The organism is Serratia sp. B501, from assembly GCF_051172315.1.
Classification (GTDB): Bacteria; Pseudomonadota; Gammaproteobacteria; order Enterobacterales; family Enterobacteriaceae; genus Serratia; species Serratia ureilytica.
In genome coordinates this window covers 243,860-256,491 of sequence record NZ_JBPIZB010000004.1, presented here as the reverse complement: position 1 = coordinate 256,491, position 12,632 = coordinate 243,860, and the positions used below count along the sequence as shown (strand labels likewise).

Genomic DNA, 12,632 nt, shown 5'->3' with positions numbered 1-12,632 from the left:
CCCAGTGTAATGCCCCCAGGCCCCTGCTGCATGTAGAAAAAAGAGCGGTGGCGATAAAAATTTTTAACCGCCGCGGCCTATTGCGCGCGGGCGAAAATGGCGATCACTTCGTCCAGGTGCGCCTTCATCGCCTTGCGGGCGCCGCGCACGTCGCGCGCTTCAATTGCCGCCAGGATCGCCCGGTGTTCCAGCTCGGAACGGTGCGGCATGTCGTCCGGCGTATAGTGGCGCTGCAGCACGCGGAACATGCTGCCGTAACGGTGGCCGAGCAGGTGCCCGATGATGAACGCATAGGCCGGGTTGCCGCTGGCCTGGGCGATGCGGATGTGGAACAGCCGATCGCCGGGGTGGGTGGCGGAGCCGGCCCGGTTATCGCGGCAGTTCTGGTCATAGGCGGCGCGGATGCCCGCCATCTCTTCGTCGGTGGCGTGGCGCGCGGCCAGCGCGGCGGTCTCCGGTTCGATCAACAGGCGGGTTTGCAGCAGTGAAAACGGCGGCAGCTCGGCGTTGAAATCCAGCTCGATATTCAGTTCGTCGTCGATTTCCGCCCACTGGTTGCGGCCGGCCTGGGCCATGACCGGTTCTTGCGACGCCGGCGGCGGCGTTTGCGAACGCACGATCACCCCGTTGCCCACCTTGACGTCCACCAGGCCGATCACTTCCAACGCGATCAGCGCCTCGCGCACCGACGCGCGGCTGACCTGCAACTGCTGGGCAAGATCGCGCTCCGAGGGCAGGCGGCTGCCCGGCGGAAATTCGTTGTTCTCGATAAGACGTTTGAGCTGGTCAGCTATCTGTCTGTAAATCCTTGGGTTTTCCAGTCGGGTAATCGGCATTTTTGACCTTTGACGATTCGGCGTTCAGTGATTTGGCGCACAATTATGCGACAAGGCGCTTGAGTAATCGTTATTCAAGTGTAAAAAAATGGTTAATTGAAATGCGGTTTCAAGGCTGTTTTTATTAACTTCTTCCCCCAACGATAACGCGTAAAGCGTCTTTTGTCATGTTAGAGGCCTGACCTTTAACCGCCTTTAGTGGCCTGACCATTAGACCTTTAGGCCGAGGAGTCAAGATGGATTTAACCGGGAAACGCGTACTGATCACCGCCGCCGGGCAAGGGATCGGATTCACCACCGCCAGGCTGTTCGCCGCCGCCGGCGCTGACGTGATCGCCAGCGACATCAACCTCGAGCGCCTGCAGGGCTGCGCCGGGATCCGCGCGCTGGCGCTGAACGTCACCGATCCGGCCGCCATTGCGGCGGCGGCGGAAGCGATCGGCCCGATCGACGTGTTGTTCAACTGCGCCGGCGTGGTGCACAGCGGATCGATCCTCGATTGCAGCGAGGATCAGTGGGCGTTCGCGCTCGATCTCAACGTGACCGCGATGTTCCGCATGATCCGCGCTTTCCTGCCGGGCATGTTGGCGCGCGGCAAAGGCTCGATCATCAACATGTCCTCGGTGGCCTCGAGCGTGAAAGGGGTGCCGAACCGCTTCGCCTACGGCGCCAGCAAGGCGGCGGTGATTGGCCTGACGCGCTCGCTGGCGGCGGATTACGTCACCCAGGGCATCCGCTGCAACGCCATCTGCCCCGGCACGGTGGAATCGCCGTCGCTGCGTCAGCGCATCGCCGAGCAGGCGCGCGAACAGGGGCGTAGCGAGCAAGAGGTGTATCAGGCGTTCGTCGCCCGCCAGCCGATCGGGCGCATCGGCACCACCGAGGAAATTGCCCAGTTGGCGCTGTATCTGGCCTCCGACGCCAGTTCGTACACCACCGGCACGGTGCAGATCATCGACGGCGGCTGGAGCAACTGAGCCGCCATTTTTGAGAGAGGAACGCATGAAACTTTTACGTTACGGGGAACCCGGGCAAGAGCGCCCCGGCATGTTGGATGCGCAGGGCCGCCTGCGCGATCTGTCGCAGCATATCGCCGACGTGGGCGGCGCCGCGTTATCGCCGGCGTCGCTCGCCAAACTGCGCGCGCTGGACAGCGCCGCGTTGCCGCTGGTCGAGGGGCAGCCGCGCCTCGGCGCCTGCGTCGGCGGCATCGGCAAGTTCATCTGCATCGGCCTGAATTACGCCGATCACGCGGCGGAAACCGGCGCGGCCATTCCTGAAGAACCGGTGGTGTTCAACAAATGGACCAGCGCGGTGGTCGGCCCCTACGACCGGGTGGAGATCCCGCGCGGCTCGCAGAAAACCGACTGGGAAGTGGAGCTGGGCGTGGTGATCGGCCAGGGCGGGCGCTACATCAGCGAAGCAGACGCGATGCGCCACGTCGCCGGTTACTGCGTGATCAACGACGTCTCCGAACGCGAGTATCAAATTGAGCGCGGCGGCACCTGGGACAAGGGCAAAGGCTGCGACACCTTCGGGCCGATCGGCCCCTGGCTGGTGACCGCCGACGAAATCGCCGATCCGCACAGCCTGAACCTGTGGCTGGAGGTGGACGGCAAGCGCTATCAGGACGGCAACACCAGCACCATGATCTTCCGCATTCCGCAAATCGTCAGCTACCTCAGCCGCTTTATGAGCCTGCAGCCGGGCGACGTGATCTCCACCGGTACGCCGCCGGGCGTCGGCATGGGGCAGAAACCGCAGCCCGTCTATCTGCGGGCGGGCCAGACGATGCGTCTGGGCATCGAAGGGCTGGGAGAACAGCGCCAGCAAACCGTACAGGCTTAACCGGGAGCGCCGCCATGACCACCATTACCGCACTGCGGGTTGAAGACATTCGCTTCCCCACCTCGTTGGGGCTGGACGGATCCGACGCCATGAATCCGGATCCCGACTATTCCGCCGCCTACGTGATCCTGGAGACCGATCGCGCGGATCTCAGCGGCCACGGGCTGACGTTCACCATCGGGCGCGGCAACGAGATCTGTTGCGCAGCGATCCGCGCGCTGGAACATCAGATCGTCGGTGAGCAACTGGAGACGATCGCCGCCGACATGGGCGCCTTCTGGCGGCGCTTCACCAGCGACAGCCAGCTGCGCTGGATTGGGCCGGACAAGGGCGCCATTCACCTGGCGACCGGCGCGGTGGTCAACGCGGTGTGGGATCTGTGGGCCAAATCGGTCGGCAAGCCGGTATGGCGGCTGGTGGCAGAGATGACGCCGGAGGAGCTGGTACGCTGCATCGACTTCCGTTACATCACCGACTGCATCACGCCGCAGGAAGCGCTGGCGCTGCTGAAACAGCGGGCCGAGGGCAAAGAACGGCGCCTGGAGCGGCTGCTGCAGGAAGGGTACCCCTGTTACACCACCTCCGCCGGCTGGCTGGGTTACCCGGATGACAAGCTGCGCCGCCTGTGCCAGGAAGCGGTCGACGCCGGTTTCTCCTACCTGAAGCTGAAGGTCGGGCGCGATCTGGAAGACGACATTCGCCGGGTGCGCATCGCCCGTGAGGTGATCGGCCCGGATCGCCGGCTGATGATCGACGCCAACCAGGTGTGGGAGGTGGGCGAAGCCATTCCGTGGGTGAAACATCTGGCGTTCGCCAACCCCTGGTTTATCGAAGAACCGACCAGCCCGGACGACGTGGAAGGGCATCGCCGCATCCGCGAAGGGGTGGCGCCGGTCAAGGTGGCCACCGGTGAGATGTGCCAGAACCGCATCATGTTCAAGCAGTTCATCATGCGCGGCGCGGTGGATGTGGTGCAGATCGACGCCTGCCGTCTCGGCGGCGTCAACGAAGTGCTGGCGGTGATGCTGATGGCGGCCAAATACCAGCTGCCGGTCTGCCCGCACGCCGGCGGCGTCGGGCTGTGCGAATACGTGCAGCACCTGTCGATGATCGACTACCTGTGCATCGCCGGCACCCACGAAGGGCGGGTGATCGAGTACGTCGATCATTTGCATGAACACTTTGTCGATCCCTGCGTGATCACCGGCGCGGCCTACATGCCGCCGAGCCGTCCCGGTTACTCGATCGAGATGCATCCGTCGTCGATCGAGCAGTATCGGTTCCGCGGGTGAGGCGGGAGGATCGCATGCCGCGCATCGACGCTCACCAGCACTACTGGCGCTACCACCCGCAGCACTACCCGTGGATCGACGAGCGGATGCGCGTGCTGCGACAGGATTTCGATCCGCCTCGGCTGCGGCCGCTGTTGCAGGAACACGGCTTCGACGGCGCGCTGGCGGTGCAGGCGCGCCCCAGCGAGGACGAGACGCTGGCCCTGCTGGCGCTGGCTGAGCAGAGCGAGGGCGTATGCGGCGTGGTGGGCTGGTTGGATATCACCGCGCCGCAGCTGGCGCAGCGTCTGGAGGCCTGGCGGCCTTACAGCGCGCTGCGCGGGGTGCGCCATCAGGTGCAGGACGAAGCGGATCCGGCGGCCTGGCTGGCGCGGCCGGAGGTGGATCGCGGCATGCAAACGCTGCAGCGCGCCGGGTATGTGTACGAGATCCTGGTGATGCACCGGGATCTGGCAGCCGCGGCGGCGTTTGCCGGCCGCCACGACCAACACTGGCTGGTGCTGGATCACTTCGGCAAGCCGGACATCGCGCGCGGCGCGCGGCACTGGGCGCAGCAAATCCGGCCGTTGGCGGCGCTGCCGCACGTGGCCTGCAAGCTCTCGGGGCTGATCACCGAGGCGCCGGGTGGCCGGTGGCGGGCGGAGGAACTGCTGCCGTTCTTCGATGCCGCGCTGGAGGCGTTCGGCCCGCAGCGGCTGATGTTCGGCTCCGATTGGCCGGTGTGCCTGCTGGCCGGCGACTACCGCCAGGTGGTGCAACTGTGTGAACGGGCCCTCTCGACGCTGGGGGCCGCCGAGCAGGCGGCGATTTGGGGCGATACCGCCCGGCGAATTTACGGGTTAACGGAGTCTGGTTATGGATCTGTATCTGCAAGATAAGGTGGTGCTGGTCACCGGCGGCGGTGCCGGCATCGGCGCGGCGATTGCTCATGTGCTGGCCGAGGAAGGGGCGATCCCGGTGCTGGTCACCAACGCCGCGCCGGAGGCGGCGCTGCTGGCCGATTTGCAGCGGCTGCAGCCGCGCACCGGGGTGATCCTCACCGAATTGTGCGACGAGGCGGCCTGCCGCCGGGCGGTCAGCCAGACGCTGGCGACCTTCGGCCGTCTTGACGGGCTGGTGAACAACGCCGGGGTCAACGACGGCGTTGGGCTGGAGGCGGGGCGCGAAGCGTTCGTCGGCTCGCTGGAAAAGAACCTGGTGCACTACTACCTGATGGCGCACCTGTGCCAGGCGGCGCTGCGGGAGAGCCGGGGCGCCATCGTCAACATCGCCTCCAAGACCGCGCTCAGCGGGCAGGGGGGCACAAGCGGCTACACCGCCGCCAAGGGCGCGGTGCTGGCGCTGACGCGCGAATGGGCGGTGTCGCTGCGCCATGACGGGGTGCGGGTGAACGCGGTGGTGCCGGCGGAGGTGATCACCCCGCAGTACCAGCGCTGGCTCAACACCTTCGCCGAGCCGCAGCGGCAGATGGAGAAGATCACCGCGCGCATTCCGCTCGGGCAGCGCATGACCACGCCGCAGGAGATCGCCGATACCGTGGCGTTTCTGCTGTCGTCGCGGTCATCGCACACCACCGGGCAGTGGCTGTCGGTGGACGGCGGCTACCTGCATCTCGATCGGGCGCTGACGTGAGCGGCGCGGCGGCAGGGCGGCGCCGTTTCTGCCAGGCGCTCGATCTGATTGACTCACCGGCGCTGATTGCGGAGTACCAGCAGCATCATCAGCGCATTTGGCCGGGCATCGCCGCGCATTTGCGCGAGCACGGCATTCTGGACATGGAGATTTACCGGTTGGGCACCCGGCTGTTCATGATCGTGGAGGTCAGCGCCGATTTCGACGCCGCGCGTTTTGACGCCGCCAGCCTGAACAACCCCGAAGTACAGCGATGGGAAGCGCTGATGTGGCACTACCAGGCCGCCACCCCCTGGACGCCGCAGGGCGAAAAATGGGTGGAAATGGCGCGGATTTTCTCTCTGCAACAGCAATAACGCCAACATCATCATCGCCAGACGATACGAGGGTATCACCATGCTTGCTGAAAAAAGTGCGGCCTCTGCGCAGCCGGGCGTCCCCGTGACCGCCAATCTGCGCTGGGCCTTTATCCTGGTCACCAGCCTGTTCTTCATGTGGGGGCTGTCCTATGGCCTGCTGGACGTTTTAAACAAACATTTTCAGGAAACGTTGCACGTCACCAAGGCACAGTCGGGGCTGCTGCAGGCGGCCTACTTCGGCGCCTATTTCCTGGTGGCGCTGCCCGCCGGTTATTTCATGGATCGCAAGGGCTATAAGGCGGGCATTCTGGTCGGGCTGTGCCTGTACGCACTGGGCGCGCTGCTGTTCGTGCCGGCGGCGTCGGCCAACAGCTTCGGCGTCTTCCTGTTCGCGCTGTTCGTTATCGCCAGCGGCCTGGGCTGCCTGGAAACGGCGGCCAACCCGTACGCCACGGTGCTGGGCGACGCGCAGGGCGCCGAACGGCGGCTCAACCTGGCGCAGTCGTTCAACGGCCTCGGGCAGTTTATCGGCCCGCTGATCGGCGGCACGCTGTTCTTCTCCGCCGGCCAGTCCGTCGGCGGCGGCGATCAGAGCGTGGTGAAGATGACCTATGTGGCGATCGCCATGCTGGTGTTGCTGATCGCGCTGTTGTTCAGCCGCACCCGGCTGCCGGCGATCCGCGAAGAGGAAAAACCGGTGCACGGCGTGATAGCGCAGGGGTTGTGGCAGCATCCGCATTTCGTCGGCGGGGTCATCACGCAGTTTTTCTACGTGGCGGCGCAGGTGGGCGTGGGGGCATTCTTCATCAACTACGCCACCGAGCACTGGCGCGAGGTGTCTAACCAGAGCGCCTCTTACCTGCTGTCGATCGCCATGATCTGCTTTATGGTCGGACGTTTCTTCAGCACCTGGCTGATGGGACGGGTCAAACCGGCGACGCTGCTGGCGGTCTATGCGCTGATCAACATCGCGCTGTGCGGCGTGGTAATGCTGAGCGTAGACGGCGTATCGGTGGTGGCGCTGATCGCGGTGTTCTTCTTTATGTCGATCATGTTCCCGACCATTTTCGCCCTGGGGGTGAAAAATCTGGGCAAGCACACCAAGCGCGCCAGCTCGTTCATGATCATGGCGATCGTCGGCGGCGCCATCATGCCTTACTTTATGGGGGCGCTGGCCGACCGTTACAGCACCGCGCTCTCTTATCTGCTGCCGCTGTTGTGTTTCGCGGTGGTGTTGGTTTACGGCCTGCGGCAGCGCCGCGCCTGATTCACCCCGGCGGCGAATCGGCTTTCGCCGCCGTTTTCGGCATCTGCCGCCGGGTCCCCATCAGGATGGCCAACGCCAGCAGCAGCACCAGGCCGGACAGCGCGCCGTTTATCGTCAGGCCGCTGGCATCCACCACCAGCCCGCCCACCAGCGAACCGCAGGAAATCGCCAGGTTGAACAGCGCGATATACAGTGAAGAGGCGACCTCGGCCGCATCGGGCGCCGCCTTGAGCATCCACGCCATCAGCGCAACGGAAACGCCGCCGTAGGCGATGCCCCACAGCAGCAGGAAGGCGCCGCCGCTCAGCGGCGTGTGGCCCAGCAGCGGCAGCAGCAGGACGGCGAGCGCCAGCCCGAGGGCGATCAGCGCCAGGGTGCGGCGCAGTCGTTTGGCGGCGGCCTGGCCGGCGATAAAATTCCCGACGAGGCCGGCGATGCCGTAGGCGAACAGCAGCGGCCCCACCCAGCGGCTCTCGATGCCGGAGACCGTCTGCAGCAGCGGACGGACAAAGGTGTAAGCCATAAAGTGGCCGGCGACCAGCAGAAACGTCAGCAGCAGCCCGGTCAGCAGCCGGCGATTCGCGCGTTGCGCGGTGAACGACCGCCAGCCGATCGCCTGCGTGACCGGCAGCGGCGGCAGCACGCACACCAGCAGGAGCAGGGTCAGCGCCGCCAGAACGGCGACCGCCAGAAACGCCATGCGCCAGCCCAGCGCTTCGCCGAGGAATACCCCGAGCGGCACGCCGAACACCGAGGCCGCCGCTACGCCGCCGAAGATGATGGACAGCGCCAATCCGACGGAGGCCGGCGGCACCAGGCGTTCCGCCAGCCCGCCGGCGATGGCCCAGATACCGCCGATGCAAAAACCCAGCAGGATGCGCGCAGCGAACAGCAGCGCCAGGGAGGTGGCGGCGGCGGCCAGCAGGTTAGCGGCGATCAGCAGCAGCAGAAAGCCCGCCAGCAGGTTGCGGCGGTCCGTGCGCCGGGCGCCCAGCACCACCAGCGGGGCGAACAGCGCGGCGAACAGGGCCGGCAGGGAAATCAGCAGCCCGGCGCGGCCGATCGATGCGTTCAGGGTGCTGACGATCGGGGTCAGCAGCCCGACGGGCAGCATTTCTGCGGTGACGACGGTAAAGGTGGACAGGCCGACCGCGAAGGTCGCCAGCCACGCTTTTGCGCCGCCGTCGGCGTGTAAGGTACTCATAATGACTCTCCCAACAGATGACGAACCTCAGTGTATCCGCGCCAAAATGGCTGATAAACTGGCCTGAATGCGCAACATTGGGGACAAATCGTGGCTAATTTACCGTCTATGCCTTTGGATAACCTGACCGACCTGCTGGTATTCATTCGCGTCGCCGACGCCTGCAGCTTCACGCTGGCGGCCGAGAGACTGGGCATCTCCCGATCGGCGGCGGGCAAATGCGTGAACCGATTGGAGGCGCGATTGGCGACCCGGCTGCTGCAACGCACCACGCGCAGCGTCAGCCTGACCGAAGACGGCGCGGTGTTTTACGAATATGCGCAGCGCATCCTGTCGCAGGCCGAAGAGGCGGAAACGGCGCTCAATACGCGGCGGCAAACCCCGCGCGGGCGGCTGCGGCTGGATGTGCCGGTCTCGTTGGGGCGGTTGCATATTTTGCCGATTCTGCGGGAATTTTTGGCGCAGTGGCCGGAGGTGGACGCCGACGTCAGCTTCTCCGACGATTACAGCGATTTGGTGCGCGACGGCATCGACGTGGCGATCCGCGTCGGCGGCAGCGACGACAGTCGGCTGGTGCGGCGGGTGCTCGCGCCGCATCGCCTGATCACCTGCGCGGCGCCGGACTATCTGGCGCGCTACGGCACGCCTGCGACACCGGAGGCGCTGGGCGATCACGAGACGCTGGTCTTCAGCCACCAGGGATTGCCGGCGCCCTGGCGCTATCGGGTTAACGGCCAACTGCACGAACAGCCGGTGCGCGGCCGGATGCGTTTCAACAACGTCGAGGCATTGCGGGATGCGGCCGTCGCCGGGGCCGGTCTGTGTCAGGTAGGGGCGTTTCTGGTCGGTGAACAGATGGCGGCCGGCACGCTGGTGCCGGTGCTGGAACGCTATTGTCGCCCGGGGCCGCCGATCTGCGCCGTCTATCCCAGCCGACGCCATCTCTCCCCCAAAGTGAAACTGTTTCTGGCGGCGATCGAACGGCGCTGGCAGGGCAAGGCGATTTGGGAAACCGTTTAGCGTGTCAATTCCTGCGGTTGCAGCAAGGCGGGCTCGACGTTTTGCGCCAACTGAATATTGTTGCGGCCGCTGTGCTTCGCCAGATAGAGCGCGGCGTCGGCCGCGCCTATCGCCGATTCGATGTCCAGTTTTTCCAGCGCGGAGATGCCGGCGCTGAGCGTCAGCGTGCCGCTGTGCTGCGGACTGGCGCCGTGCGGGATGTTCAGCTCCGCCACCCGCTGGCGCACCCGTTCGGCCAGCTGCGCCGCGTAGCCTTCGTGCACGTTGGTCAGCAGCACCAAAAATTCTTCCCCGCCGTAACGCACCACGATGTCGCGCGAACGCACCGCATCGCGGATGGCGACCGCCACCTGCACCAACGCCCGATCGCCCATGGCGTGGCCGTAGCTGTCGTTATAGACCTTGAAGTGGTCGATATCCAGCAACAGCACGTAATGATGGCCGGTTTGCGGTTCCAGCAGCATCGTGATCTTATTCTCCAGCCCGCGCCGGTTATAAAGGCCGGTCAGAGGATCGATCATGCTCAAATTATTGAATTTATCCCGCTCGTTATACAGGTTGGCCACCAGCGCGTGAGTAAAGATTTCACTGCGTTTCAACATCAGGTGGTGGATGGAGAAAGCGATAATAGGTAATAGCGTGGTGAATAATATCCGCAGGGTATTATGCATGCCGTCTAAAGCCAGGATCACCATTGCGGAAGGCACGGCGTGTAAACAAAAGGCGGTAAAGTTGTCCGTCAGGGAAATAGCGCTGATAAAAAAGATGCTAAACAAACTAATTAATAAAAAATCTTGGTTATTCGGTAGGCAATATTGACTTTTAACGTAAATATGTGCGGCCCAGAGCAGGCCGAGCACGCCGGCGAACAGGTTGAGTTTGCACAAGTATTTGCGTGGCGTTTGCAGGGACAATAGCGCGGCTACCAGACAAAATAGCGGTATACATAATAAAGGTAGGGTAAATGCGGGCGTATCCCTAAAAGGGAACAATAATGTAAATACGGAAGAGGCGGCATTCATTATCAGAAAAAGAAATAATGCCAGGCGCTGCTTGCTGTTCAGTAATTCCTGATAAGAACGGGCGTTCATACGGAGGTCACTCTTTGCAAAGTCGTTCTGTCGAATAATTAAGGTTGAGAAGCATTCCTTTGGCGCGAATATCCACTTGAATTGCATGGTTGAGGATTGTGATTATTATCATGCAAACAGGACTAGGAATTTTCTTATGTCAAATTATCATTTTTTCATGCTGGTGTCATCTGGGTTTGGTCAGCGCAGTGAAAATGATGCGGCGGCCAAAAAAGTGTTATATGATATTGGTTATCATTATCACTTGAAGGGGGTTGTCATGCTCACCGCCATGATTGCCGCGTGCGGGCTGTGGGGCGTCAGTTGGTGCCTCGGGGATCGCCTGGCCAGCGCCTGGGGCGTTTTGCTGCCTTGTGCGCTGATGCCGCTGCTGGCCTTGATAGACCTGGATATGGTGCAGTTGCGCACCCTGATCGTGATAGCGATGTTGGCCACGCTGGTGATGCTGTTCAACAGCCGGCTGCGCCACTATCTGCTGCTGCCTTCCTGTATGGCGCTGGCGGGCGGCCTGGCGGCTGTCAGCCTAAACTTCAGCTTCGGGTGAAACGCCGGAAACGGCAAAACCACGCTTAAGCGTGTGATTTATCAATGCGTTGGGATTTTTTCGAGGATACTGCCGGGGAAATCATCAATTGGTGCGAAGAGAGGGACTTGAACCCTCACGTCCGTAAGGACACTAACACCTGAAGCTAGCGCGTCTACCAATTCCGCCACCTTCGCACAGTCGATGTTGTTGCTTTGATTTATATTACGTCGCCAGCGTGGTGCGAAGAGAGGGACTTGAACCCTCACGTCCGTAAGAACACTAACACCTGAAGCTAGCGCGTCTACCAATTCCGCCACCTTCGCATCGATGCTGAGTGCAATATAAATCATGTGGTTATTTGGTGCGAAGAGAGGGACTTGAACCCTCACGTCCGTAAGGACACTAACACCTGAAGCTAGCGCGTCTACCAATTCCGCCACCTTCGCGTACCAGAAACATTACCGGAGTAACGTTACCACGGAGGCGAATTCTAGAGATTTTGGCGGACACGTCAACAGTTATTTCCCCGCTTTGCGGGCGTTTGCTGGAAAAACAGCCATATCGCCGCTTTTCTGCTGGTCAAACAGCCAAATCAGCCAATCAATCAACACTCTGACCCGCGGCGCTAGGAAACGGCCGGGCGGATACATGATGTAAATCGGCATCGGCGGAGGCGGCGTTTCCGCCAGCACTTCCACCAGTTCGCCCTGTTCCAGCCAAGGGGCAAGCGAATAGCGCGCCGCCTGTATCAATCCCATGCCGGCACGCGCGCCGGCGATATAGGCGTCGGCGCCGCTGACGCTCAGCCGGGCGGGCAGTTCGCGCAGTTCCAGCTTGCCGCCGCGGCAAAACTCCAGCGGGTAATCGCGGTTGCTGGCCAGCGAAAAATACCCCACCGCGCGGTGCGGCGCCAGGCTATCGATGTCGAGCGGCGTACCGTGGGCCTGCAGGTAAGCGGGGGAAGCGCAGGTGACCTGCGGCAGCTGGGCGATCCGCCGCGCCACCAGGCTGTCGTCTTCGGTTTCCCAGGCGCGCAGCACGCAGTCCACGCCTTCGCGCAGCAGATCGACGTGGGTGTCGTTGGCGCCCAGCGCCAGCGTAATGTCGGGATAGCGCCGGTAGAAGTCGTCCAGCGCCGGAATGACGACCTCGCGCGCCAGCGAATGGGGCATATCGATGCGCACTTTGCCGGACGGCTGCAGCTTATGGTGGCTGAACAGCGTGTCCGCCTCCTCCAGCGCGCCCAGCAACTGCACGCAGCGTTGATAGTAGAGACTGCCTTCGCTGGTCACCTGAACCTGGCGGGTGGTGCGGATCAGCAGGCGCACGCCCAGCCGCTGTTCCAGCCGTTTCAGCGCGTTGCTGACCGTGGCGCGCGGCAGCTGCAGGCGTTCGGCCGCCCGGCTGAAGCTGCCCAGTTCGACGATGCGGGTAAAAATGCGCATGGCTTGAACCTGATCCATTACCACTCCGTATTGTTGGTGATTTTTGAACAGTGATGTGCAATCTGCATTATTTATCTTTGTCGCGTAAACAACCAGACTTTGCTGCGTTATC

At 63.0% G+C, this 12,632-nt stretch carries 13 protein-coding genes and 3 tRNA genes; 9 read left to right on the top strand and 7 right to left on the bottom strand.

Annotation, left to right across the window (positions count from 1 at the left end):
• Positions 1-77: 77 nt before the first annotated feature.
• Positions 78-836 (bottom strand): FadR/GntR family transcriptional regulator, encoded by a 759-nt coding sequence (locus tag ACSBQV_RS14760; RefSeq protein ID WP_099785643.1) that lies wholly within the window; start codon positions 834-836, stop codon positions 78-80.
• Positions 837-1,072: 236 nt separating this feature from the next.
• Between ACSBQV_RS14760 and ACSBQV_RS14755 the strand changes: the two genes are divergently transcribed.
• Genes ACSBQV_RS14755 through ACSBQV_RS14725 form a run of 7 tightly spaced genes read left to right on the top strand, consistent with a single transcriptional unit; the run spans position 1,073 to position 7,234 of the window.
• A complete protein-coding gene (locus ACSBQV_RS14755; protein ID WP_099785641.1) occupies positions 1,073-1,813 on the top strand; it encodes an SDR family oxidoreductase in 741 nt (246 codons plus the stop codon).
• Positions 1,814-1,838: 25 nt separating this feature from the next.
• Positions 1,839-2,684 carry a fumarylacetoacetate hydrolase family protein gene (locus ACSBQV_RS14750; protein ID WP_099785639.1) on the top strand — a complete coding sequence of 282 codons (846 nt, stop codon included), beginning with the start codon at positions 1,839-1,841 and terminating at the stop codon, positions 2,682-2,684.
• A 14-nt stretch (positions 2,685-2,698) separates the two neighbouring features.
• Positions 2,699-3,976, top strand: coding sequence for an L-fuconate dehydratase (locus ACSBQV_RS14745; RefSeq protein ID WP_099785637.1), 1,278 nt, complete (start codon positions 2,699-2,701; stop codon positions 3,974-3,976).
• Between the two features lie 14 nt (positions 3,977-3,990).
• Complete coding sequence (locus tag ACSBQV_RS14740) at positions 3,991-4,854, top strand: amidohydrolase family protein (RefSeq protein WP_099785635.1); 864 nt, start codon at positions 3,991-3,993, stop codon at positions 4,852-4,854.
• Positions 4,832-5,608 carry an SDR family oxidoreductase gene (locus ACSBQV_RS14735; protein ID WP_099785633.1) on the top strand — a complete coding sequence of 259 codons (777 nt, stop codon included), beginning with the start codon at positions 4,832-4,834 and terminating at the stop codon, positions 5,606-5,608. Before ACSBQV_RS14740 ends, ACSBQV_RS14735 begins: the two co-directional genes overlap by 23 nt.
• Positions 5,605-5,964, top strand: a complete 360-nt coding sequence (locus ACSBQV_RS14730; protein WP_015376547.1) for an L-rhamnose mutarotase — start codon at positions 5,605-5,607, stop codon at positions 5,962-5,964. The genes ACSBQV_RS14735 and ACSBQV_RS14730 overlap by 4 nt, the downstream gene beginning before the upstream one ends.
• Positions 5,965-6,004: 40 nt before the next feature.
• Positions 6,005-7,234, top strand: a complete 1,230-nt coding sequence (locus ACSBQV_RS14725) for a sugar MFS transporter (RefSeq protein WP_099785631.1) — start codon at positions 6,005-6,007, stop codon at positions 7,232-7,234.
• Position 7,235: 1 nt separating this feature from the next.
• Here the strand turns inward: ACSBQV_RS14725 and ACSBQV_RS14720 are convergent, their stop codons facing one another.
• Positions 7,236-8,438, bottom strand: a complete 1,203-nt coding sequence (locus ACSBQV_RS14720; RefSeq protein ID WP_099785629.1) for an MFS transporter — start codon at positions 8,436-8,438, stop codon at positions 7,236-7,238.
• A 108-nt stretch (positions 8,439-8,546) separates the two neighbouring features.
• Here ACSBQV_RS14720 and ACSBQV_RS14715 point away from each other — a divergent pair, with 108 nt between their 5' ends.
• Positions 8,547-9,458: a LysR family transcriptional regulator gene (locus ACSBQV_RS14715; RefSeq protein WP_033651358.1), complete on the top strand. Its 912-nt coding sequence runs from the start codon at positions 8,547-8,549 to the stop codon at positions 9,456-9,458.
• On the opposite strand, the gene ACSBQV_RS14710 is transcribed toward ACSBQV_RS14715, so the two are convergent.
• The gene (locus ACSBQV_RS14710) at positions 9,455-10,549 is read right to left on the bottom strand and encodes a GGDEF domain-containing protein (RefSeq protein ID WP_046688204.1); all 1,095 of its coding nucleotides are present in this window, start codon (positions 10,547-10,549) and stop codon (positions 9,455-9,457) included. The two genes, ACSBQV_RS14715 and ACSBQV_RS14710, sit on opposite strands and share 4 nt — an antisense overlap.
• A 259-nt stretch (positions 10,550-10,808) precedes the next feature.
• Here ACSBQV_RS14710 and ACSBQV_RS14705 point away from each other — a divergent pair, with 259 nt between their 5' ends.
• Complete coding sequence (locus ACSBQV_RS14705) at positions 10,809-11,093, top strand: DUF1435 domain-containing protein (RefSeq protein ID WP_033641783.1); 285 nt, start codon at positions 10,809-10,811, stop codon at positions 11,091-11,093.
• Between the two features lie 89 nt (positions 11,094-11,182).
• On the opposite strand, the gene ACSBQV_RS14700 is transcribed toward ACSBQV_RS14705, so the two are convergent.
• From ACSBQV_RS14700 to ACSBQV_RS14685, 4 genes are all read right to left on the bottom strand, one after another.
• A tRNA-Leu gene (locus ACSBQV_RS14700) sits at positions 11,183-11,269 on the bottom strand.
• Between the two features lie 42 nt (positions 11,270-11,311).
• Positions 11,312-11,398 (bottom strand) — tRNA-Leu (locus ACSBQV_RS14695).
• A 36-nt stretch (positions 11,399-11,434) separates the two neighbouring features.
• A tRNA-Leu gene (locus ACSBQV_RS14690) sits at positions 11,435-11,521 on the bottom strand.
• Between the two features lie 72 nt (positions 11,522-11,593).
• Positions 11,594-12,538: a LysR family transcriptional regulator gene (locus ACSBQV_RS14685; protein ID WP_099785627.1), complete on the bottom strand. Its 945-nt coding sequence runs from the start codon at positions 12,536-12,538 to the stop codon at positions 11,594-11,596.
• Between the last annotated feature and the right edge of the window lie 94 nt (positions 12,539-12,632).